Source organism: Derxia lacustris (genome assembly GCF_002105195.1).
Taxonomy (GTDB): Bacteria; Pseudomonadota; Gammaproteobacteria; order Burkholderiales; family Burkholderiaceae_E; genus Derxia; species Derxia lacustris.
This window is the reverse complement of record NZ_MUHU01000053.1, coordinates 1-21,311: the sequence shown is the minus strand read 5'-3', so window position 1 is coordinate 21,311 and position 21,311 is coordinate 1. Positions and strand designations below refer to the sequence as shown.

Below are 21,311 nucleotides of genomic sequence, written 5' to 3'. Positions count from 1 at the left end.
CGCCACGGCGCGGGTGCGATGCCGCATCCGGCGCCCCCAATCCACCGACCCGCGCCGTCCGGCCTCGGCCCGACGGCTCTCACGGAAGATTCCGCATGACCCGCCCCGCCTTCCCCGCCACCCGCCTGCGCCGCATGCGCGCCGATGATTTTTCGCGCCGCATGATGCGCGAGCATGTGCTGACGGCCGACGACCTCATCTACCCGGTGTTCGTGCTCGACGGCCAGGGCCGCAGCGAAGCCGTGGCCAGCATGCCCGGCGTCGAGCGGCTGTCGCTCGACCGGCTGCTGCCGGTGGCCGAGGACACGCTCAAGCTCGGCATCCCCTGTCTCGCGCTGTTCCCGGTGATTGACGCGTCGCTCAAGACGCCCGACGGCATCGAGGCCGCCAATCCCGACGGCCTGGTGCCGCGCGTGGTCGCCGCGCTCAAGCGCGAATTCCCGGAGCTGGGCGTGCTGACCGACGTGGCGCTCGACCCCTACACCTCGCACGGCCAGGACGGCGTGATCGACGAGCACGGCTATGTCATCAACGACATCACCGTCGAGCTGCTGGTGAAGCAGGCGCGCGTGCAGGCCGGCGCCGGCGTCGACATCGTCGCGCCGAGCGACATGCAGGACGGCCGCATCGGCGCCATCCGTGCCGCGCTGGAGGCCGACGGCCATCAGCTCACCAAGATCATGGCCTACAGCGCCAAGTACGCGAGCGCCTTCTACGGCCCGTTCCGCGACGCCGTCGGCTCGGCCGCCAACCTGGGCAAGAGCAACAAGAGCACCTACCAGATGGACCCGGCCAACTCGGACGAGGCACTGCACGAAGTCGCGCTCGACATCGCCGAGGGCGCCGACATGGTCATGGTGAAGCCCGGCATGCCCTATCTCGACATCGTCCGGCGCGTGAAGGGCGAGTTCGCCGTGCCGACCTACGCCTATCAGGTCAGCGGCGAGTACGCGATGCTCAAGGCCGCCGCCGCCAACGGCTGGCTCGACGAGAAGAAGACCGCGCTCGAAGCGCTGCTCGCCTTCAAGCGCGCCGGCGCCGATGGCGTGCTCACCTATTTCGCGCGCGACGTGGCGCGCTGGCTGCGCGGCTGACGCGACGGGCGCCGCCGATGGACGCGTTCCACTTCCATCCCGATCAGGTCATCCGGCTGGCGACGCCGCCGGTTGCGCCGCCGCACACCGGCTGGCTCTGGCTCGACATCACGCATGAAGAACTGATCGGCGACCAGTCCGAGCCCGGCAGCGCCGAGGCCCAGGCCTGTCTGGCCGCCGGCCGCGAGCGGCTGCGCGACGCGGTGTTTGCCGTGACCGCCAAGCGGCTGCACGACCTGCACCTGATCGACGCCACCAATCTCCAGCATCCGTCGTACTTCGAGGCCACGCTCGACTACGACATGGTCATCTTCCGCAAGCTCACGCATGCGGGCGCGCCGCCGCTGGCCGAACGGCAGTCGCTGCGCGAACTCACCGCCGAGGAGCGCCGCGAACGCCGCGTGCTCCAGCCCATCGTCACGCGGCCGGCGGTGTTCTTCGTGTTCGACCGGGTGCTGGTGACGGTGCGCGGCACCGACAGCCGCACCTTCGACGTGGCGCGCCAGCGCATCGAAAGCCATCAGCCGCGCCAGGCCTGCGAGCCGTCGGTCAACGGCAATGGCAATGGCGGCGGCGAGAAATACCGCCTGCCGCCGCGCCCCGAGGAGCTGATGCTGCGGCTGCTCAACCTGATGGTCGACCGCTATCTGGAGCTGCGCCAGCCGCTCACCGACCAGCTCGACCGCTGGCAGCGCGAGCTGCTCGATCCGCGCCGCAGCTTCACCAACTGGATGGCGCTGCTCGATGCGCGCAACGAGATCCGCAAGCTTGAAAACCTTTGCGAGGAACAGGTCGACGCCTTGCAGGAGCTGCGCGACAGCTATCTGGAGAACACGCCCGACCCGCAGCGCAGCGACGGCTATCTGGTGCGCATGGGCGACATTGCCGAGCATGTGGGCCGGGTGCTGGCGCATACGCGGCGGCTCGAGGCCTCGCTCGAAACCGCGGTGCAGCTGCACTTCGCGGCGATGAGCCATCGCACCAACCAGATCGTGCAGACGCTGACGATCATCACGGCGATCTTTGCGCCGCTGACGCTCATCACCGGCGTGTTCGGCATGAATTTCGAGACCATGCCGCTGCTCAAGGACAGCTGGGGCTTCGACGCGACCATCGGCGCCATGGCGGTGATTGCGGTGCTGCTGCTGGCCTATTTCCAGACCCGGCGGCTGATTGCGCTGCGGCTGTCGCGCAGCCGGCGGCGCTAGCGGATCGCGGCCGGCGGCCCGGCCCGGACGGGCGACCGCCCGGTTTTCAGCCCAGCAGCCGCGCGCGGGCCGCAGCGTATTCGTGCGCAAGGCGCGCCACCAGCTCGGCGGTCGGCGGCACGTCGTCGATGCTGGCCAGGCCCTGGCCCGCGCCCCAGATGTCGCGCCAGGCCTTGGCGCCGTCGTCGGCCTTGTCGAAGGCCATCGCCTTGCTGTCGGCCGGCAGCGCATCCGGATCGAGTCCGGCCGCGACGATGCTGGCGCGCAGATAGTTGCCGTGCACGCCGGTGAAATAGGGCGTGTAGACCACGTCGGCCGCCCGCCCCTCGACCAGCGCGGCCTGATAGGCCGCCGACGCATTGGCCTCGCGCGTGGCGATGAAGCGCGTGCCCATGTACGCGAAGTCGGCGCCCATCGCCTCGGCCGCGAGGATGGCGGCGCCATTGGCGATGGCGCCCGACAGCGCGATCGGCCCGTCCCAGATGCGCCGCACCTCGGCCACCAGCGCAAACGGGCTCAGCGTGCCGGCATGGCCGCCAGCGCCGGCGCAGACCAGCACCAGCCCGTCGACGCCGGCCTCGATGGCCTTTTCGGCATGGCGCAGGCTGATGACGTCGTGGAACACATGGCCGCCGTAGCCGTGCACCTGCTTCACCACCTCGCCCGGCGCGCGCAGGCTGGTGATGACCAGCGGCACGCGATGCCGCACGCACACCTCCATGTCCTGCGCCAGCCGGGCGTTGCTCTGGTGAACGATCTGGTTGACCGCATAGGGCCCGATCTTCGCGGCGGGATCGGCGGCGCGCGCTGCGGCCAGCTCGGTCTCGATGCGCGTGAGCCAGTCGTCGAGCGCCGCTGCCGGCCGCGCATTGAGCGCCGGAAACGAGCCCACCAGCCCGGCCCTGCATTGCGCGATCACTAGATCGGGGTTGGACACGATGAACATCGGTGCGCAGATGACGGACAGCGTCAGTTGCGCGCGCAGCTCGGCGGCAAGGCTCATGGGCAGGGGCTCCGGCGTCAGAAGGTGCGCGTCACGCCGAGGTAGACGATGACCGGATTGATGTCGAGCTTGCCTTCGCTGCGGATGACGCTGCCGGTCGGCATGGTGGTGACGAGCTTGGCGGTGGCATCGAGCGGCAGATAGGACACCGAGCCGATCACGCCCCATTGCGCATCGATGGCATAGGTGGCGCCGAGGTTGAACACCGGCTTGAACCGGCTGTCGACCGAGGCGGTGGTCACGCCGGCCGCCGTGGCGCCGCGCGACAGCTTGAGCGACAGCGCGCGCTGGAATTGCGACGTGATCTCGATGTCGTTGAACCAGACGTAGTCGACGCCCAGCCCGACATAGGGCCGGAAGCGGTCGGTCGGCTCGTTGAAGTGCCAGCGCAGCAGCACCGGCAGGCTCCAGTTGCGCACCGTGGCGAGCGGATTGATGGCATCGGCGCCGAGCGTGCCGGTGCCGCGCAGCGTGTGCCGGGGCGGCAGGCCGCCGAGCACCTCCAGGCCGATGTGGTCGGTCAGGTAGTACTCGTAGGTGAAGGCGACGGTGTTCTCGGCGCTGATGGTGAAGCCGCTGCCGGGCTGCGAGGCGCCGCCGAGCGACGCCGGCACGTTGGTGATGTTGAGCGGCTGGCTGCTGTCGTTGGGCTTGTAGCGCAGCGCGCCAAGCGAAACCACTTGCGAGCCTGCCGATTGCGCCTGGGCGGCGCCAAGCGTGCCGAGTGCCGTGGCGACGGCGATGACCAGACGGGCCAGACGGCCGGTGATGTTGGGCATGTGCTCCTCCTCGTTCGACCGGCGCGGCCGGACGCCGCAGGCCGGTTCTTGTTGGCTGGGGCGCCCGCAGGCGTCGGCCACCGACGAGAGCCGGAAAACCGCATCTGCCACCGCCGCCCCCGTTGGCAGCGGTGGCAGATGCCGGACCCGACCGGTCATCGACCGACACCGAGCGTGCCGACCGATCATCGCTGGCCGGGCGGCTGCGCCATCGCCCGAAATCCCGGCGAGGAATGACGCAATCCGGACGCTCGACGGCCTTGCCCCGCAGCCACCTTAACCGCGCCCGGTGCCGGCGGACATTGAGGCTCTTCCCTCGTAAGCGCCGGCCGACACTGCGGTCAGCGCGGCGCGAGCAGTCCCTGGGCCACGGTGGAGACGCGCGCGGCGGCATCGGCGCGGTCGAGCGAGGCGGCGAACGCCGACGCATCCTCGAAGCCGATCACGCGCGGCTTGTCGAGCGTGCGGCCGTCCGGCGCGAAGAACACGATGCCCGGCGGCCCGAACAGGCCGAAGCGCTTGAGCAGCGCGCGATGCGCATCGGCATTGGCGGTCACGTCGGCGCGCAGCAGCAGCAGGCGGTCGAGCCGCGCGCTCACCGCCGGATCGGCGAAGGTGAAGCGCTCCATCTCCTTGCAGCTCACGCACCAGTCGGCATAGAAGTCGAGCAGCACGATGCGGCCGTTGGCGCCGGCCAGCGCGGCGTCGAGCGCGGCCAGGCTGTCGACCGACTGCCAGCGCGCATCGGCCGGCGCGGCGGCCTTGTCGGCCACTGCGGTGCGTTCGCCGGCGTGCGCGGCTGCCAGCGCTTCGAGCGGCTTGAGCAGATCGCGCCCGCCGCTGGCCACGCCCACCACCTGCACCGCACCGAGCGCAAACAGCAGATAGCCGATGCCCTTGCCCAGATGCAGCGCCACGCTGGCGCCGGCCGGCAGGGTCTCGAACACGCGCAGCAGCGCCGCGCCCACGAAGGCCAGCGTGGCCCACACCAGCATCGCTGCCGCCGGCGGCAGCACCGGCGCCAGCATCCAGGCGGCGGTGGCCAGCAGCAGCAACCCGAAGAAGCGCTTGACCGCCTCCATCCAGGCGCCGGCGCGCGGCAGCAGCGTGCCGGCCGACAGCCCGAGCAGCAGCAGCGGCACGCTCATGCCGGTGGCCAGCGCAAACAGCGCCAGCCCGCCGAGGAAGACATCGCGCGTCTGCGAGATGTAGAGCAGCGCGCCCGCGAGCGGCGCCGCCACGCAGGGGCCGACGATGAGCGCGCTGATCGCGCCCATCACGAACACGCCGCGATGACGCCCACCCTGCTGCCGCCCCGAGGCCGACGCCAGCCGCGATTGCAGCCCGGCCGGCAGTTGCAGCTCGTAAAAGCCGAACATCGACAGCGCCATGAATGCGAGCAGCGCGGCAAACAGCGCCAGCACCCAGGGCTTCTGCAAGGCCGCCGCCAGCCCCTCGCCGGCCAGCCCGGCCGCCACGCCGATGGCGGTGTAGACCAGCGCCATCCCGAGCGAATAGGCCAGCGCGAGCGAAAAGCCGCGCGCCCGGCTCGGCTTGTGCGGCGTGCCTTCACCGCCCGCGCGATGGCTCTGGCCGACGATGATCGAGGCCAGGATCGGCAGCATCGGCAGCACGCAGGGCGTGAAGCTGAGCAGCAGCCCGAGCAGCAGAAACACCGGCACGATGGTCAGCACCGAGCCTGATGCGAGCGCGCCGGCGATGCGGTCGCCGGCACTGGCGTCGTTGGCAGCGGCGGGCGCGGCCGCCAGCGCCGCCGGATCGAGCCGCGCAACCCGCGTCTCGGGCGGATAGCACAGGCCCTTGTCGGCGCAGCCCTGCAGCCGCGCGCTGAAGTCGAAGGCGCCGTCGGCACGCTGCACCGGAATCCGCACCACCAGCTCGCCGCGATGGGTTTCCACGTCCTTGCCGAAGTTCTCGTCGAACTTGACCTTGCCGGGCGGGATCGCCGCCGGGCCCAGCGTCGCGCCCTCGGCGCTGAACGCGAACCGGTCGTGATAGACGTAATAGCCCTCGGCCACGACGAAGCGCGCCTCGATCGCCGGCCCCTGCTCAGTCGCCACCAGCTGGGCGCTCATGCGGAAGGCCTCGGCCGGATCGAGGAAGTCGTCGGCCGCCCAGGCCGGACCGGCGAGCAGCGCTGCGGCGATCAGTCCGACTGCCTGCTGCCGCTGGAACAGCCACGCGACAAGCGCGGCCACGATCAGGAACGCTATTTCCATAACTGCTGCCCAAAAAGATTTCACACCGTCAACCGGCCTTGAGCGGCTTGCGACGGGCAAGAAAAAAGCCGGGCAAGCCCGGCTTCTTCTTGGTCGGCGTGAAGCCCGAAAGCTTACGCTTCGGCGCTTTCTTCCTCGACGCCGGCGGTCTCTTCGACGTCCGGACGGTCAACCAGTTCGACGAAGGCCATCGGCGCATTGTCGCCAACGCGGAAGCCGAACTTCAGCACGCGCAGATAGCCGCCCGGACGGGTGGCGTAGCGCGGGCCGAGCACGTTGAAGATCTTCACGACGGAGTCGCGGTCGCGCAGGCGGTCGAAGGCCAGGCGGCGATTGGCCAGCGACGGCGTCTTGCCCAGGTTGATCAGCGGCTCGACGAACTTGCGCAGATCCTTGGCCTTGGGCAGCGTGGTCTTGATGGCTTCGTGCAGGATCAGCGAGTTGGCCATGTTGCGGAACATGGCTTGGCGGTGGGCGGAAGTCCGGTTGAACTTGCGCAGGCCATTGCGGTGACGCATGACTTTTCCTTTCTGTTGTCCCTGAATCGGGCACGTTTGTCGGCGGGCACCGGGTCGCCGTGCGACCTAGCAGTTCACCCGCCTCGGTTGAGGGCCCGCGAGTCTAGCCGAAACGCGAACCCGGAAAATCCGCGGCGACCGGCGGAATCGCTCCGGCGGTCGCCGCTGCCACGGCCAGCAGGCCGCAGTGCAATTACTTGTCGATGCCGACCGGCGGCCAGTTGTCGATCTTCATGCCGAGCGACAGGCCGCGCGAGGCGAGCACTTCCTTGATTTCGTTGAGCGACTTGCGACCCAGATTCGGCGTCTTGAGCAGCTCGTTCTCGGTGCGCTGGATCAGGTCGCCGATGTAGAAGATGTTCTCGGCCTTCAGGCAGTTGGCCGAACGCACCGTCAGTTCCAGATCGTCGACCGGGCGCAGCAGGATCGGATCGACCGTCGGGCGACCGGCTTCGGCGCGCACCGTGGTGTCGGCCATGCCTTCGAGCGCGGCAAACACCGACAGTTGGTCGACCAGGATGCGGGCCGACTGGCGGATCGCTTCTTCCGGCGTGATGACGCCGTTGGTGTCGATGTGCATCACCAGCTTGTCGAGGTCGGTGCGCTGTTCAACGCGGGCCGCTTCGACCGAGTAGCTGACCTTGCGCACCGGCGAGAACGACGCGTCGAGCACGATGCGGCCGATCTGCTTGTATTCCTCGCCCAGGTTGCGCATGGTGCCCGGCACATAGCCACGGCCGCGCTCGACCTTGATCTGCATGTCGAGCTTGCCGCCGGCGGTCAGGTGGGCGATGACGTGATCGGGATTGATGATCTCGACGTCATGCGAGACATCGATGTCGCCCGCCGTCACCACGCCCGGCGCGTCCTTCTTCAGCGTCACGATCGCTTCGTCGCGGTTGTGCAGCTTGAAGGTCACGCCCTTCAGGTTGAGCAGCAAGTCGACCACGTCTTCCTGCATGCCGTCGATCGTCGAGTACTCATGCACCACACCCGCGATCGAGACTTCGGTCGGCGCGAAACCCACCATCGACGACAGCAGCACGCGACGCAGCGCGTTGCCCAGCGTGTGGCCATAGCCGCGCTCGAACGGTTCCATCGTCACGCGGGCCACATTGGGCGCAATGGTTTCGACGTCGATCGCGCGGGGCTTGAGAATGCTTTGCATTGAGGTCTTTCCTGTCCAATACCCTCGGCTCGTTACGCCGATAAGGCTGAAGGGCGGCCCGCAGAATCAGGGCTGGGCGACGGGCCGCGAGTCGCACAACCGAAGGCGTCGGCAAAAAACCGGGCCAAAAAAGACAGAAAGCCGAGGTCGCGCAGGCGCGGTCCTCGACTCTTGAAAACGCCTGCCGGCACGCGGCGGGCGTTCCGCGCAGATCAGCGCGAATACAGTTCGACGATCAGCGATTCGTTCACGTCCTGGGCCACTTCCGAGCGGTCCGGCACGTTCTTGAACGTGGCTTCGAGCTTGGTCTTGTCGACCGCAACCCAGCCCGGCACGCCAACGGTTTCCGACAGCTGGATCGATTCGGCGATACGGGCCTGCTTCTTGGCCTTGTCGCGCACGGCGATCACGTCGCCCGGCTTCACTTGAATCGACGCCACATTGACGACAGTGCCGTTCAGCGTCAGCGCCTTGTGGCTGACCAGCTGACGCGCTTCGGCGCGGGTCGAGCCAAAACCGATGCGGTACACGACGTTGTCGAGACGCGATTCGAGCAGGGCGATCAGGTTTTCACCGGTGTTGCCCTTGCGACGATCGGCTTCAGCGAAATAACGGCGGAACTGACGTTCCAGCACGCCGTACATGCGCTTGACCTTCTGCTTTTCACGCAGCTGGTTGCCGAAGTCGGACGTGCGCGAACCCGAGGTGCGGCCGTGCTGGCCGGGCTTGCTGTCAAGCTTGCACTTCGAGTCCAGCGAGCGACGCGCCGACTTCAAAAACAGGTCAGTGCCTTCGCGGCGGGAGAGCTTGGCCTTGGGGCCGATATAACGAGCCATCTTCTATCCTTGGGTGTTGTCTTCGCGGCAGGGCCTTGCCCCCGCGTCAGCCCGCGCCAGATGCGCGGGCAATGGGCTTGTGCGACGAGCCGGCGCAATGCCAGCCCGAGCGCGGTGAATCAGATGCGACGACGCTTCGGCGGACGGCAGCCGTTGTGCGGAATCGGCGTGACATCGGCGATCTGGGTGATCTTGATGCCAAGCGAATTCAGCGCACGAACCGCGGATTCGCGACCCGGGCCCGGGCCCTTGATGCGAACTTCGAGGTTCTTGATGCCGCATTCGAGTGCGACACGACCAGCCGATTCGGCAGCAACCTGAGCAGCGAAGGGCGTCGACTTGCGCGAACCCTTGAAGCCCTGGCCACCCGAAGTTGCCCACGACAGGGCATTGCCCTGACGGTCGGTGATCGTGATGATCGTGTTGTTGAACGATGCGTGAACGTGCGCGATGCCTTCCGCGACGTTCTTGCGGATCTTCTTGCGAGCGCGCTGCGACGACGCTGCGTTGGATGCTTTCGCCATTGCGAGTTTCCTTCGAGATGCTGTGCGAGCTGATCAGGCCGGACGGCCGATCACTTCTTCAGCGATTGCGGCGCCTTGCGCGGGCCCTTGCGGGTGCGGGCGTTCGTGCGGGTGCGTTGACCGCGGCAGGGCAGGCCCTTGCGGTGACGCAGGCCGCGATAGCAGCCGAGGTCCATCAGGCGCTTGATCGACATCGTGACTTCACGACGCAGATCGCCTTCCACCGTCAGCTTGCCGATCTCGTCGCGCAGCTTCTCGAGGTCGCCGTCGGACAGATCCTTGACCTTCTTGTTCATCGGCACGCCGGCAGCGTCGCAAATCTTGCGTGCGGTCGAACGGCCAATACCGTAAATCGCGGTCAGACCGATCTCAGTGTGCTGATGATTCGGAATGTTGACGCCAGCAATACGTGCCATTTCAAGTTTCCTTCGTTACTCGCCGGCACTCAGCCCTGGCGTTGCTTGTGACGCGGATCCGTGCAGATGACACGCACCACGCCGTTGCGCTTGATGATCTTGCAGTTCCTGCAGATCCGTTTTACCGAAGCGTTTACCTTCATCTCGGACTCCCAAAACTCTGTTCTTGACTACTTGGCACGGAAAACAATCCGTGCCCGGCTCAGGTCATACGGCGTCAATTCCACCGTGACTTTGTCTCCCGGGAGGATACGGATGTAATTCATCCGCATCTTTCCCGAGATATGCCCGAGCACGACATGACCGTTTTCGAGCTTGACGCGGAACGTGGCGTTCGGGAGGTTCTCGACCACCTCGCCCTGCATCTGGATTACATCGTCTTTCGCCATACCCGTCCTGGAGGTTGCCTTCGCATCAACGCGAAGGCGAACCGGCTCCCTTGAAGTTGGCCTTCTTGAGCAGATTCTCGTATTGGTGCGACATGACGTAGGCCTGAACCTGCGCCATGAAATCCATGGTCACCACCACGATGATCAGCAGCGACGTTCCGCCAAAGTAGAAAGGAACGTTCTTCCAGAGAATCAGAAACTCCGGCAGCAGGCACACCAGGGTGATGTAAATCGCGCCGACCAAGGTCAGTCGCATCAAAATCTTGTCGATATAGCGGGCCGTCTGTTCACCAGGTCTGATACCCGGGACAACCGCCCCACTCTTCTTCAGGTTGTCTGCCGTTTCCTTGCTGTTGAAAACCAGCGCGGTATAGAAAAAGCAGAAGAAAACAATTGCAGCGGCATACAGGATCACGTAGGGCGGCTGCCCCGGCGAAAGCGTCGCGGAAATATCGCGCAGCCACCGCATGGACTCGCTGCTGCTGAACCAGTTGGTCAACGTGGCCGGAAACAGAATGATCGACGACGCAAAGATCGGCGGAATCACCCCGGCCATGTTCAACTTCAGCGGCAAGTGCGAGCTCTGCCCACCGTAAATCCGATTGCCAACCTGACGCTTCGCGTAATTGACCACGATCTTCCGCTGGCCCCGCTCCACGAACACCACAAACATGGTCACCAGAACCACGAGAGCGAGAATCACGATCGCCGCAAAAGGACCGACAGAGCCATTGCGTACCAGATCGAAGGAACTCACCAGCGCATTCGGCAACCCGGCTGCGATACCGCCGAAAATGATGATCGAAATACCGTTGCCCAAACCACGTTCCGTGATCTGTTCACCCAGCCACATCAGGAACATCGTCCCGGTCACGAGCGAAACGACAGCTGTGAACTTGAAAATCACGCCGGGCTCAATCACCAGCCCCGCTTGCGATTCCAGCGCGACAGCAATACCAAACGCCTGGAAAGTCGCCAGAAACACCGTGCCATAACGCGTGTATTGCGTCATTTTCCGGCGACCAGCCTCTCCCTCTTTCTTCAGCGCTTCGAGCTGGGGTGAAACGATTCCCAGCAACTGCATGATGATCGACGCAGAGATATACGGCGTGATCCCGAGCGCAAACACGGTGAAACGAGAAAGCGCGCCGCCCGAGAACATGTTGAACATGTCCAGAATGCCGCCCTTGCCAAAGAGCTTGGCTATCTGGGTCGGGTCAACTCCGGGAACCGGAATATGCGCACCAATCCGATAAACCAGCAAAGCCATCAGAAGGAAAACGATACGGCGCTTCAAATCACCGAATCGCCCTTTCTGGGCAGCAGTCGCTGTCGCCAACGCGCTTCTCCTGACCGTCTTATTCGAGCGAGCCGCCGGCGGCTTCGATGGCTGCCTTGGCACCCGCCGTCGCACCGATGCCGCGCAACGTGACCTTCTTGGTCACAGCACCCGAAAGCACAACCTTCGCAACCAGCGTCAGATGCGGAACGATACCGGCCGCCTTCAGCGTCAGCAGATCGATCACACCTTCTGCGGAAGCCAGCGCATCGAGATCCGACAGACGGACTTCGGCGTTGAATTCCTTGGTCCGCGACTTGAAGCCGCGCTTGGGCAGACGCCGCTGCAAAGGCATTTGACCGCCTTCGAAGCCGACCTTGTGGAAGCCGCCAGCGCGGGACTTCTGACCCTTGTGGCCGCGACCGGCCGTCTTGCCCAAACCAGAACCGATGCCGCGACCGACACGACGCTTCGCGTGCGTGGCGCCCTCGGCGGGCTTGATGTCATTCAGTTTCATGCTGATCACCCCCTGCCGGGCCTTACTCGACCTTGAGCAGGTAAGACACCTTATTGATCATCCCGCGAACCGCGGGCGTATCCACCAGTTCGCTGGTGCTGTTCAAACGCTTGAGGCCCAGGCCGCGCACGGTGGCGCGATGCGATTCGCGCGTACCGATGACGCTGCGAACCAGCGTGACCTTGATTTTCTTGTCGGCCATGGCTTACCCCAGAATCTCTTCGACCGACTTGCCGCGCTTGGCAGCAATCTCGGCCGGCGTGCTCATGGTCTGAAGACCGTTCAACGTGGCGCGAACCATGTTGTACGGATTCGTCGACCCCAGGCTCTTCGCCACGACGTTGGTCACGCCGAGCACATCGAAGATGGCGCGCATCGGGCCGCCGGCGATCACGCCGGTACCTTCCTTGGCGGGCGACATCAGCACCGTCGACGCACCATGCTTGCCAACCACCGCGTGTTGCAGCGTGCCGCCCTTGAGCGACACCTTGAACATCTTGCGGCGGGCTTCGTCCATGGCCTTCTGCACGGCAACCGGCACTTCACGCGCCTTGCCCTTGCCCATGCCCACGCGGCCGTCGCCATCGCCAACCACGGTCAGTGCGGCAAAACCGAGAATCCGGCCGCCCTTCACCACCTTGGTGACGCGGTTCACCGCGATCATCTTTTCCTTGAGGCCGTCGTCGCGTTCTTCGCCGCCACCGACCTTCGCTTGCACTTTCGCCATCGTCGTGTCCTCAGAACTTCAAGCCGGCTTCACGCGCAGCATCGGCGAGCGCCTTGATGCGGCCGTGATAACGGAAGCCGGAACGGTCGAAGGCGACGGACTCGATACCCGCGGCCTTGGCCTTTTCGGCAACGCGCTTACCCACCAGGGCAGCTGCGGCGACGTTGCCGCCACGACCCGTCTGACCGGCAAGCTGATCGCGCACTTCCTTCTCGACCGTCGAAGCCGAGGCCAGGACGGTACCGCCGTCGGCCGCGATGACGTTCGCGTAGATATGCGTGTTGGTGCGATGCACCGCCAGACGCACGACGCGAAGTTCGGCGATCTTGGCTCGCGTCTGAGTCGCGCGGCGCAGGCGAGATTCCTTCTTGTTCATAGCCTGGCTCCGTTACTTCTTCTTCGTTTCCTTGATCACCACTCGTTCATCCGAGTAGCGAACACCCTTGCCCTTGTAGGGCTCGGGCGGACGATAGGCGCGAATCTCAGCCGCGACCTGGCCAACCGACTGCTTGTCCGAGCCCTTGATGACGATTTCCGTCGGGGTCGGCATTTCAGCCTTCACGCCAGCAGGCAGCGTGTGGACGACCGGGTGCGAGAAACCGAGCGACAGATTCAGCTTGTCGCCTTGCACTTGGGCCTTGTAGCCAACGCCGATCAGCGTCAGCTTGCGTTCGAAACCCTTGGTGACGCCGGTCACGAGGTTCGCGACGATGGCGCGCAGCGTGCCAGACATGGCATTCGCTTCACGGCTGTCGTCGAGGACGGAAAACTGAATCTTTCCATCCACGATTTCGACGCCAACCTTCGGGTGGCGAGCCTGGCTGAGCGTGCCCAACGGGCCTTTGACGGTGATCGTCTGCTCATCGAGCGCAACTTCGGCGCCCTTCGGTAGTTCGATCGGTGCCTTACCAACACGAGACATTTTTCATTCCTCCCGGATCAGGCGACGTAGCAAAGGACTTCGCCACCGACACCCGCAGCGCGTGCACGACGATCCGTCATCACACCCTTGGACGTCGAGACGATCGCCACGCCGAGGCCATTCATGACCTGAGGAATGCCGTCACGCCCCTTGTAAATGCGAAGACCCGGCTTGGACACGCGCTCGATACGGTCGATGACCGGACGACCCGCGTAGTACTTCAGCTCGACGCGCAGCGTGGGCTTGCCGTCTTCCGTCTTCACTTCGAAACCTTCGATATAGCCTTCGTCCTTCAGCACGTTCGCGATCGCGATCTTGAGCTTCGACGAGGGCATATCGACAAACTTGCGCTCAACCTGCTGGCCGTTGCGAATCCGGGTCAGCATGTCGGCGATGGGATCACTCATACTCATAGCGTTCTCCGTCCGTCGGCTTACCAGCTGGCCTTGACCATGCCCGGCACTTCGCCACGCATGGCCGCTTCACGCAGCTTGATGCGGCCGAGACCGAACTTGCGGTAGGTTCCGCGCGGCCGACCGGTCACTGCACAGCGATTGCGCTGGCGCGTCGGGTTGGCATTGCGGGGCAGTTGCTGCAGCTTCAGACGAGCTTCGTAGCGCTCCTCGTCCGACTTCGACTGGTCGCCGATGATCGCCTTCAGGCTTTCGCGCTTCTTGGCAAACTTGTCCGCCAGGGCTGCGCGTTTGATCTCGCGATTGATCAGGCTAAGCTTCGCCATGCCGACCTCAATTCTTGAACGGGAACTTGAAGGCGGCCAGAAGCGCCTTGGCTTCTTCATCCGTCTTCGCGGTGGTGGTGATGCTGATGTTCAGCCCACGAAGCGCATCGACCTTCTCGTACTCGATTTCCGGGAAGATGATCTGCTCCTTGACACCCATGTTGTAGTTGCCACGGCCATCGAAAGCGCGCCCCGAGATGCCTCGGAAGTCACGCACGCGGGGCAGTGCAACCGTCACCAGGCGATCGAGGAATTCATACATGCGCACGCCACGCAGCGTCACCATGCAACCGATCGGATAGCCCTGACGAATCTTGAAACCGGCGATAGCCTTGCGCGCCTTGGTGACCACCGGCTTCTGGCCGGCGATCTTCGTCATGTCACCAACGGCATGCTCGATCACCTTCTTGTCGGAGATCGCTTCGCCCACACCCATGTTCAGGGTGATCTTGGTGATACGCGGGACTTCCATGACCGACGAATAACCGAACTTGCCGGTCAGATCAGCCACGACCTTCTCGCGATAGAACTCTTGCAGTCTTGCCATCGTCGCCACCTCAAGCCTTGACGAGCTCGCCGCTCTTCTTGAAGAAGCGCAGCGTTTCGCCGTTTTCGACCTTCACGCCAACGCGCGAGGCCGAACCGGCCTTCGCGTCGAACAGCGCGACGTTCGAGATGTGGATCGGCATCGTGAGATCGACGATGCCGCCTTGAACACCCTTCATCGGGTTCGGGCGGACATGTTTCTTCGCGACATTGATGCCCTCGACCACCACGCGCTCGGAATCCAGGCGCTGCAGCACGACGCCGCGCTTGCCCTTGTCCTTGCCCGTGAGGACGATGACTTCGTCACCCTTGCGGATCTTGTTCATTGGTCGCGCTCCTTACAGAACTTCAGGCGCGAGCGAGACGATCTTCATGAATCGCTCGGTACGCAGCTCACGCGTCACCGGCCCGAAAATACGGGTACCGATCGGCTCGAGCTTGTTGTTCAGGAGAACGGCGGCATTGCCGTCGAAACGGACGAGGGAACCATCTTGGCGGCGAACGCCCTTGGCGGTCCGAACGACGACGGCGTTGTACACCTCGCCCTTCTTGACGCGACCACGGGGAGCGGCGTCTTTGACGCTCACCTTGATGATGTCCCCGATACTCGCGTACCGGCGCTTGGAGCCGCCGAGCACCTTGATGCACATAACCGTACGCGCACCGGTGTTGTCAGCGACGTCCAGAGTCGATTGCATCTGGATCATGGATTAGTCCCAACTTAAGCCGAGGCTTGACGCCTTGGTCAGTCTTGGTCCCGTCAGGCTGGGCCTGTTTGGGAGAGGCCTCGCGCAAATGCGCGAGAAGGAAAGCAAAAGACTATAGCTTGACGCCATTGCGGCGTCAAGCTTTCATGCATCAAACCACTTGAGCTTGTGCAATGCGACGGGTCACGACCCACGCCTTGGTCTTCGAGATCGGGCGCGATTCGCTGATCTCGACGGTATCGCCGGCATTGCATTCGCCAGCTTCGTCGTGCGCGTGATACTTCTTCGAGCGCTTGATGAACTTGCCGTAGAGCGGGTGCTTGACCCGAGTCTCAACCAGCACGACGACAGTCTTGTTCATCTTGTCGCTCACGACACGCCCTTGAAGGACGCGGCGCAGCGCGGTCTTGGTTTCGGTGTTCATTGCTTGCTCGCCTTCTCATGCAGAACGGTCTTCACGCGCGCAATGTCGCGGCGCACGCGCGACAGCTGCGTGGTGTTCGACAGTTGCTGCGTGGCGTGCTGCATGCGCAGACCGAAGTGGGCCTTCAGCAGGTCCTTGAGTTCGGCTTCGAGGGCCGGAACATCCTTGGTGCGGAGTTCACTCGACTTCATTGTTTGCTCCCTGCGTCAGGCGCCGACCTGGCGCGTGACAAAGATCGTCTGCAGCGGAAGCTTCGCCGCCGCGAGGCGGAAAGCTTCGCGAGCGAGCGTTTCATCAACGCCGTCCATTTCGTACAGAACCTTGCCGGGCTGAATCTCGGCAACGTAGTACTCCGGATTGCCCTTGCCGTTACCCATCCGGACTTCAGCCGGCTTTTGCGAAATCGGCTTGTCCGGGAAGATGCGGATCCAGATGCGACCACCACGCTTGATATGACGGGTCATCGCGCGACGGGCCGCCTCGATCTGGCGCGCGGTCAGACGGCCACGGCCGACGGCCTTGAGACCGTACTCACCAAACGACACCGAGGCGCCGCGAGTCGCCAGGCCCGTGTTGCGGCCCTTCTGTTCCTTGCGGTATTTCCGCCTAGCTGGCTGCAGCATCCTTCTCTCCTTCAACCTTGCGAGCGGGCTTCACGCCATCGCTGCGGGTGCCGCGGCCACGCGGCGGACGACCGTCCTTCGGACCCGGACGACCCGGGCGACGACCACGCTTGTCTTCTTCCGGCTCGGCCACGGTAGGCGCCTCGCCACGGGCGAGCATGTCGCCCTTGTAGACCCAAACCTTGATGCCGATGACGCCGTAGGTGGTACGGGCTTCGTCGAAACCGTAGTCGATGTCGGCACGCAGCGTATGAAGCGGCACGCGCCCTTCGCGATACCACTCGGTGCGAGCGATTTCGATGCCGTTCAGACGACCGGACGACATGATCTTGATGCCCTGAGCACCCAGACGCATGGCGTTCTGCATCGCGCGCTTCATCGCGCGGCGGAACATGATCCGCTTCTCGAGCTGCTGGGCGATGCTGTTCGCGATCAGCTGAGCATCGATTTCAGGCTTGCGGATTTCCTCGATGTTCACATGAACAGGGATACCCAGCAGGCGCTGCAGATCGGCCTTCAGCGTCTCGATGTCTTCGCCCTTCTTGCCGATGACGACGCCGGGACGCGAGCTGAAGATCGTGATGCGAGCATTCTTCGCCGGACGTTCGATCAGCACGCGGCCGACCGAAGCGTTCTTGAGCTTCTTCTTCAGATATTCGCGGACACGGATGTCATCGCCGAGCATCTGCGGGTAGTCGCGACCGTTGGCATACCAGCGCGAAGACCAGTTGCGCGTGACCGAGAGCCGGAACCCGGTAGGGTGGATTTTCTGTCCCATGTCTTTCCTCAGTCGCCGACGACCACGTAGACGTGGCAAGTGCGCTTCAGGATGCGATTGCCGCGGCCTTTTGCGCGCGCGGTAAACCGCTTCATCGGGGTGCCTTCTTCGACGTGAATGCGCTTGACGCGCAGTTCATCGATGTCGGCGCCATCGTTGTGCTCGGCATTGGCGATCGCCGATTCAACGACCTTCTTGATGATCGTCGCAGCACGCTTCGGGCTGAAGGCCAACACATTGAGTGCCTTGTCGATCTTCAGGCCGCGAATCTGATCGGCAACCAGACGACCTTTTTGGGCCGACAGGTGAACGCCGCGGAGGGTGGCGGTAGTTTCCATCTGCTTACCTCTTCGCCTTCTTGTCCGCAGCGTGGCCCTTGAATGTACGGGTCAGCGCGAACTCGCCGAGCTTGTGCCCGACCATGTTCTCCGACACGTACACCGGCACATGCTGGCGTCCGTTGTGCACGGCGATCGTCAGCCCGACGAAATCGGGCAGGATCGTCGAACGACGCGACCAGGTCTTGATCGGCCGCTTGTCATTCGAAGCACGCGCAGCGTCCACCTTGTGCACGAGGTGCGCGTCGACGAACGGACCCTTCTTGATTGAACGAGTCATTCAGTCCTCCGCTTATTTCTTACGGCGCTGGACGATCATGCTCGTCGTGCGCTTGTTGCTACGCGTACGGTAGCCCTTGGCCGGCGTACCCCACGGGCTGACCGGCTCACGACCCTCGCCAGTGCGGCCTTCGCCGCCACCGTGCGGGTGATCGATCGGGTTCATTGCAGTACCACGCACCGTCGGACGAATGCCGCGCCAGCGATTGGCGCCGGCCTTGCCGATCTGGCGCAGGCTGTGCTCTTCGTTGCCGACTTCACCGATGGTCGCGCGGCACTCGACATGCACCTTGCGGATTTCACCCGAGCGCAGACGCAGCTGGGCATAGACGCCTTCGCGTGCCAGCAGCTGAACGCCAGCACCGGCAGAACGCGCAATCTGCGCCCCCTTGCCAGGCAGCATTTCCACGCAATGAATCGTGGTGCCGACCGGAATGCTGCGGATGGGCAGCGCATTGCCGGTCTTGATCGGCGCTTGCGGACCGCTCTGGATCTGCGCACCAACCTCGATACCCTTCGGCGCGATGATGTAGCGACGCTCACCATCCGAATACAGCAGCAGCGCGATGTTGGCCGACCGGTTCGGGTCGTACTCAAGGCGCTCGACCTTCGCGACGATGCCGTCCTTGTTGCGACGGAAATCGACGACACGGTAGTGCTGACGATGACCACCGCCCTTGTGACGGACCGTGATATGACCGTTGTTGTTGCGGCCGGCAGTCTTGGATTGCGGCTCGACGAGCGAGGCGACCGGGCGACCCTTGTACAAACTGGGGTTCACCACCTTGACCACGCCGCGACGTCCCGGGGACGTCGGCTTTACTTTGACGAGGGCCATTACTTCGCCTCCAACGCCTGGAAGTTGATTTCCTGACCGGGCTTCAAGCAGACAAAGGCCTTCTTCTCGTGATCACGACGGCCGATCATCTTGCCGAAACGCTTCACCTTGCCCTTGCGGTTGCTTACCTGCACCGACTCCACCTGCACCTCGAAAAGCTTTTCGACGGCGGCGCGAATTTCCGGCTTGGTCGCATCGCGCAGCACGCGGAACACAACCTGTTCGTGCTTGTCGGCAACGAACGTCGACTTCTCGGAAATCACCGGCGCCAGCAGGACCTTGTACAAACGCTCTTCGCTGAAGTTGCTCATGCCAGGATCTCCTGAATCTTGTCGATCGCAGCCTTCGTGATCACGACGTTCTGGTAGCGAACGAGCGACAGCGGATCGGCCTGACCCGGCGCGACCACTTCGACGTGAGCCAGATTGCGCGACGCGAGGTACAGATTTTCGTCAACGCTGTCAGTGATCAGCAGCACCGATTCCAGACCCAGCGCCTTCAGCTTTTCAGCGAGCAGCTTGGTCTTGGGAGCATCGATCGAGAACGAATCCACCACCGACAGACGACCTTCGCGCACAAGCTGCGAATAGATCGACTGCATGCCGGCGCGGTACATCTTCTTGTTCACCTTCTGGGTGAAGTTCTCCTCGGGGGAGTTCGGGAAGATGCGACCGCCGCCACGCCACAGCGGGCTGGACGACATACCGGCACGAGCGCGGCCCGTACCCTTTTGGCGCCACGGCTTCTTCGTGGTGTGGTGGACTTGCTCGCGATCCTTCTGAGCGCGATTGCCCGAACGGGCGTTCGCCTGGTACGCGATGATGATCTGGTGAATCAGCGGCTCGTTGTATTCACGACCGAAGATCGTGTCGGGAGCGCTGACAGTGCCTTCATTGCCCAGGAGCTTGAGTTCCATTGCGTTCGCTCCTTATGCCTTGGCCTTGACGGCCGGCGTGATGACCACCGAGCCGCCCTTGGCGCCGGGCACTGCGCCCTTGACCAGCAGCAGTTGACGCTCGGCGTCGACACGCGCGATCTCGAGGTTCTGGACCGTGCAAGTCACATCGCCGAGATGGCCGGTCATCCGCTTGCCGGGGAAGACACGGCCCGGATCCTGGGCCATGCCGATCGAACCCGGAACGTTATGCGAACGCGAATTGCCGTGCGAAGCACGATTCGACGAGAAGTTGTGGCGCTTGATGACACCAGCGTAGCCCTTGCCGATCGACGTGCCTTGCACATCAACCTTCTGACCAGCGCTGAAGAGATCAACACCGACGACCGAGCCAGCCTTGAGCTCTGCAGCCTTGCTCTCGTCAACGCGGAACTCGCGCACGAGAGAGCCCGCCTCGACGCCGGCCTTGGCCAGATGACCAGCCTGCGCCTTGGTGACGCGCGAAGCGCGACGCACACCATAGACGACTTGAACGGCCGTGTAGCCGTCAACTTCGGGGGACTTGACTTGGGAAACGCGGTTGTTCGATACGTCGAGCACAGTCACGGGAATGGAATCACCATCGTCCGTGAAGATGCGCGTCATGCCGACCTTCCGCCCAATCAAACCCAATTGGGAGCGAAGACCCATTGTTATCTCCAAACCCGGCTGCGATTGGCCGGACCAAAAAATTCGCGCCCGCACGAGGCGAGCGAAGCCACAGATTATGGCACGCGGCACACGCCGCGATCAAGCATTACTGAAGCTTGATTTCGACGTCCACACCAGCCGGCAGATCGAGCTTCATCAGCGCATCGACCGTCTTCTCCGTCGGATCGACGATGTCCATCAGACGCTGGTGAGTGCGGATCTCGAACTGGTCGCGCGACGTCTTGTTCACATGAGGCGAACGCAGCACATCGAAGCGCTGGATGCGGGTCGGCAGGGGCACCGGGCCCTTGACGACTGCGCCAGTGCGCTTGGCGGTATCCACGATTTCGAGTGCCGACTGATCGATCAGACGGTAGTCGAAGGCCTTCAGGCGAATGCGGATCTTCTGGTTTGTCATTTAGTACTCCAAAGAACGGGGCGGCGATCGCGAAGCTCCGGCAAGCGCTGCCGGAGCTTTCGATCATTACTCGATGACCTTGGCGACGACGCCGGCGCCGACGGTACGACCGCCTTCACGGATGGCGAAGCGCAGGCCTTCTTCCATGGCGATCGGGGCGATCAGCTTGACGGTGATCGTCACGTTGTCACCCGGCATGACCATTTCCTTGTCCTTCGGCAACTCGATCGCGCCGGTCACGTCCGTGGTGCGGAAGTAGAACTGGGGGCGGTAGTTGTTGAAGAACGGGGTGTGGCGGCCGCCCTCTTCCTTGCTGAGGACGTAGACCTCGGCGGTGAAGTGGGTGTGCTGCTTGATCGCGGTGTGTTTTCACAGCAGTTGGCCGCGCGCGACGTCTTCGCGCTTGGGGCGGCGCA

At 63.9% G+C, this 21,311-nt stretch carries 34 protein-coding genes and 1 pseudogene; 2 read left to right on the top strand and 33 right to left on the bottom strand.

Translation table 11 applies throughout. The features are described from left to right. The first annotated feature begins 95 nt into the window (after positions 1-95). Both hemB and B9P64_RS22935 read left to right on the top strand, forming a co-directional pair. The gene (hemB, locus tag B9P64_RS22940; protein ID WP_085318392.1) at positions 96-1,094 is read left to right on the top strand and encodes a porphobilinogen synthase; all 999 of its coding nucleotides are present in this window, start codon (positions 96-98) and stop codon (positions 1,092-1,094) included. Positions 1,095-1,111: 17 nt separating this feature from the next. Beyond that, positions 1,112-2,302: a magnesium transporter CorA family protein gene (locus B9P64_RS22935; protein WP_085318391.1), complete on the top strand. Its 1,191-nt coding sequence runs from the start codon at positions 1,112-1,114 to the stop codon at positions 2,300-2,302. A 46-nt stretch (positions 2,303-2,348) separates the two neighbouring features. On the opposite strand, the gene B9P64_RS22930 is transcribed toward B9P64_RS22935, so the two are convergent. The 33 genes and pseudogenes from B9P64_RS22930 to B9P64_RS22770 form a co-directional block, all read right to left on the bottom strand. Beyond that, on the bottom strand, positions 2,349-3,305 hold the full coding sequence (locus B9P64_RS22930) for an NAD(P)H-dependent flavin oxidoreductase (protein ID WP_085318390.1): 957 nt from the start codon (positions 3,303-3,305) through the stop codon (positions 2,349-2,351). 17 nt (positions 3,306-3,322) lie between these two features. After that, on the bottom strand, positions 3,323-4,084 hold the full coding sequence (locus B9P64_RS22925; protein WP_176256940.1) for an OmpW/AlkL family protein: 762 nt from the start codon (positions 4,082-4,084) through the stop codon (positions 3,323-3,325). A gap of 341 nt (positions 4,085-4,425) precedes the next feature. Next, positions 4,426-6,324, bottom strand: coding sequence for a protein-disulfide reductase DsbD (gene dsbD / locus B9P64_RS22920; RefSeq protein ID WP_085318388.1), 1,899 nt, complete (start codon positions 6,322-6,324; stop codon positions 4,426-4,428). A 113-nt stretch (positions 6,325-6,437) separates the two neighbouring features. Next, positions 6,438-6,842: a 50S ribosomal protein L17 gene (gene rplQ, locus B9P64_RS22915; RefSeq protein ID WP_085318387.1), complete on the bottom strand. Its 405-nt coding sequence runs from the start codon at positions 6,840-6,842 to the stop codon at positions 6,438-6,440. A 193-nt stretch (positions 6,843-7,035) separates the two neighbouring features. Beyond that, positions 7,036-8,010, bottom strand: a complete 975-nt coding sequence (locus tag B9P64_RS22910) for a DNA-directed RNA polymerase subunit alpha (protein ID WP_085318386.1) — start codon at positions 8,008-8,010, stop codon at positions 7,036-7,038. A 212-nt stretch (positions 8,011-8,222) separates the two neighbouring features. Further along, the gene (gene rpsD, locus B9P64_RS22905) at positions 8,223-8,846 is read right to left on the bottom strand and encodes a 30S ribosomal protein S4 (protein WP_085318385.1); all 624 of its coding nucleotides are present in this window, start codon (positions 8,844-8,846) and stop codon (positions 8,223-8,225) included. Positions 8,847-8,965: 119 nt separating this feature from the next. Then, positions 8,966-9,370, bottom strand: a complete 405-nt coding sequence (gene rpsK, locus B9P64_RS22900; protein WP_085318384.1) for a 30S ribosomal protein S11 — start codon at positions 9,368-9,370, stop codon at positions 8,966-8,968. 50 nt (positions 9,371-9,420) lie between these two features. After that, positions 9,421-9,786: a 30S ribosomal protein S13 gene (gene rpsM / locus B9P64_RS22895; protein WP_028309899.1), complete on the bottom strand. Its 366-nt coding sequence runs from the start codon at positions 9,784-9,786 to the stop codon at positions 9,421-9,423. Between the two features lie 29 nt (positions 9,787-9,815). Further along, positions 9,816-9,929, bottom strand: coding sequence for a 50S ribosomal protein L36 (rpmJ, locus tag B9P64_RS22890; RefSeq protein ID WP_084544585.1), 114 nt, complete (start codon positions 9,927-9,929; stop codon positions 9,816-9,818). A gap of 27 nt (positions 9,930-9,956) precedes the next feature. Further along, positions 9,957-10,175 (bottom strand): translation initiation factor IF-1, encoded by a 219-nt coding sequence (gene infA, locus B9P64_RS22885; protein WP_085318383.1) that lies wholly within the window; start codon positions 10,173-10,175, stop codon positions 9,957-9,959. A 25-nt stretch (positions 10,176-10,200) separates the two neighbouring features. Then, positions 10,201-11,514: a preprotein translocase subunit SecY gene (gene secY, locus B9P64_RS22880; protein WP_085318382.1), complete on the bottom strand. Its 1,314-nt coding sequence runs from the start codon at positions 11,512-11,514 to the stop codon at positions 10,201-10,203. A 19-nt stretch (positions 11,515-11,533) separates the two neighbouring features. Beyond that, complete coding sequence (rplO, locus tag B9P64_RS22875) at positions 11,534-11,971, bottom strand: 50S ribosomal protein L15 (protein ID WP_085318411.1); 438 nt, start codon at positions 11,969-11,971, stop codon at positions 11,534-11,536. A gap of 22 nt (positions 11,972-11,993) precedes the next feature. After that, positions 11,994-12,173, bottom strand: coding sequence for a 50S ribosomal protein L30 (rpmD, locus tag B9P64_RS22870; protein ID WP_085318381.1), 180 nt, complete (start codon positions 12,171-12,173; stop codon positions 11,994-11,996). A 3-nt stretch (positions 12,174-12,176) separates the two neighbouring features. Continuing rightward, positions 12,177-12,698: a 30S ribosomal protein S5 gene (gene rpsE, locus B9P64_RS22865; protein ID WP_085318380.1), complete on the bottom strand. Its 522-nt coding sequence runs from the start codon at positions 12,696-12,698 to the stop codon at positions 12,177-12,179. 10 nt (positions 12,699-12,708) lie between these two features. After that, the gene (rplR, locus tag B9P64_RS22860) at positions 12,709-13,074 is read right to left on the bottom strand and encodes a 50S ribosomal protein L18 (protein WP_085318379.1); all 366 of its coding nucleotides are present in this window, start codon (positions 13,072-13,074) and stop codon (positions 12,709-12,711) included. 12 nt (positions 13,075-13,086) lie between these two features. Next, complete coding sequence (rplF, locus tag B9P64_RS22855) at positions 13,087-13,620, bottom strand: 50S ribosomal protein L6 (RefSeq protein ID WP_085318378.1); 534 nt, start codon at positions 13,618-13,620, stop codon at positions 13,087-13,089. Positions 13,621-13,637: 17 nt separating this feature from the next. Then, the gene (gene rpsH / locus B9P64_RS22850) at positions 13,638-14,033 is read right to left on the bottom strand and encodes a 30S ribosomal protein S8 (RefSeq protein WP_085318377.1); all 396 of its coding nucleotides are present in this window, start codon (positions 14,031-14,033) and stop codon (positions 13,638-13,640) included. A 20-nt stretch (positions 14,034-14,053) separates the two neighbouring features. Beyond that, on the bottom strand, positions 14,054-14,359 hold the full coding sequence (gene rpsN / locus B9P64_RS22845; RefSeq protein ID WP_085318376.1) for a 30S ribosomal protein S14: 306 nt from the start codon (positions 14,357-14,359) through the stop codon (positions 14,054-14,056). A 7-nt stretch (positions 14,360-14,366) separates the two neighbouring features. Beyond that, positions 14,367-14,906, bottom strand: a complete 540-nt coding sequence (gene rplE, locus B9P64_RS22840; RefSeq protein ID WP_085318410.1) for a 50S ribosomal protein L5 — start codon at positions 14,904-14,906, stop codon at positions 14,367-14,369. Between the two features lie 10 nt (positions 14,907-14,916). Beyond that, positions 14,917-15,231 (bottom strand): 50S ribosomal protein L24, encoded by a 315-nt coding sequence (gene rplX, locus B9P64_RS22835; protein ID WP_085318375.1) that lies wholly within the window; start codon positions 15,229-15,231, stop codon positions 14,917-14,919. 12 nt (positions 15,232-15,243) lie between these two features. After that, positions 15,244-15,612, bottom strand: a complete 369-nt coding sequence (gene rplN, locus B9P64_RS22830; protein ID WP_028309887.1) for a 50S ribosomal protein L14 — start codon at positions 15,610-15,612, stop codon at positions 15,244-15,246. Positions 15,613-15,763: 151 nt separating this feature from the next. After that, on the bottom strand, positions 15,764-16,036 hold the full coding sequence (gene rpsQ / locus B9P64_RS22825) for a 30S ribosomal protein S17 (RefSeq protein WP_085318374.1): 273 nt from the start codon (positions 16,034-16,036) through the stop codon (positions 15,764-15,766). Next, the gene (gene rpmC / locus B9P64_RS22820) at positions 16,033-16,227 is read right to left on the bottom strand and encodes a 50S ribosomal protein L29 (protein WP_085318373.1); all 195 of its coding nucleotides are present in this window, start codon (positions 16,225-16,227) and stop codon (positions 16,033-16,035) included. Before rpmC ends, rpsQ begins: the two co-directional genes overlap by 4 nt. 15 nt (positions 16,228-16,242) lie before the next feature. Beyond that, on the bottom strand, positions 16,243-16,659 hold the full coding sequence (gene rplP, locus B9P64_RS22815) for a 50S ribosomal protein L16 (protein ID WP_085318372.1): 417 nt from the start codon (positions 16,657-16,659) through the stop codon (positions 16,243-16,245). After that, on the bottom strand, positions 16,643-17,437 hold the full coding sequence (rpsC, locus tag B9P64_RS22810; protein ID WP_085318371.1) for a 30S ribosomal protein S3: 795 nt from the start codon (positions 17,435-17,437) through the stop codon (positions 16,643-16,645). Before rpsC ends, rplP begins: the two co-directional genes overlap by 17 nt. A gap of 8 nt (positions 17,438-17,445) precedes the next feature. Beyond that, on the bottom strand, positions 17,446-17,775 hold the full coding sequence (gene rplV / locus B9P64_RS22805) for a 50S ribosomal protein L22 (RefSeq protein ID WP_085318370.1): 330 nt from the start codon (positions 17,773-17,775) through the stop codon (positions 17,446-17,448). A 4-nt stretch (positions 17,776-17,779) separates the two neighbouring features. Continuing rightward, positions 17,780-18,055 carry a 30S ribosomal protein S19 gene (gene rpsS, locus B9P64_RS22800; protein WP_085318369.1) on the bottom strand — a complete coding sequence of 92 codons (276 nt, stop codon included), beginning with the start codon at positions 18,053-18,055 and terminating at the stop codon, positions 17,780-17,782. 12 nt (positions 18,056-18,067) lie between these two features. Further along, positions 18,068-18,892 carry a 50S ribosomal protein L2 gene (gene rplB, locus B9P64_RS22795; RefSeq protein WP_085318368.1) on the bottom strand — a complete coding sequence of 275 codons (825 nt, stop codon included), beginning with the start codon at positions 18,890-18,892 and terminating at the stop codon, positions 18,068-18,070. Next, positions 18,892-19,203, bottom strand: a complete 312-nt coding sequence (gene rplW, locus B9P64_RS22790) for a 50S ribosomal protein L23 (protein WP_085318367.1) — start codon at positions 19,201-19,203, stop codon at positions 18,892-18,894. Before rplW ends, rplB begins: the two co-directional genes overlap by 1 nt. Beyond that, on the bottom strand, positions 19,200-19,808 hold the full coding sequence (gene rplD, locus B9P64_RS22785) for a 50S ribosomal protein L4 (protein WP_085318366.1): 609 nt from the start codon (positions 19,806-19,808) through the stop codon (positions 19,200-19,202). Before rplD ends, rplW begins: the two co-directional genes overlap by 4 nt. Before the next feature lie 12 nt (positions 19,809-19,820). Continuing rightward, positions 19,821-20,477 (bottom strand): 50S ribosomal protein L3, encoded by a 657-nt coding sequence (rplC, locus tag B9P64_RS22780; RefSeq protein ID WP_085318365.1) that lies wholly within the window; start codon positions 20,475-20,477, stop codon positions 19,821-19,823. A 106-nt stretch (positions 20,478-20,583) separates the two neighbouring features. After that, positions 20,584-20,895: a 30S ribosomal protein S10 gene (gene rpsJ / locus B9P64_RS22775; RefSeq protein WP_085318364.1), complete on the bottom strand. Its 312-nt coding sequence runs from the start codon at positions 20,893-20,895 to the stop codon at positions 20,584-20,586. 66 nt (positions 20,896-20,961) lie between these two features. Continuing rightward, positions 20,962-21,311: pseudogene (locus B9P64_RS22770) on the bottom strand (EF-Tu C-terminal domain-related protein); the annotation flags it as partial.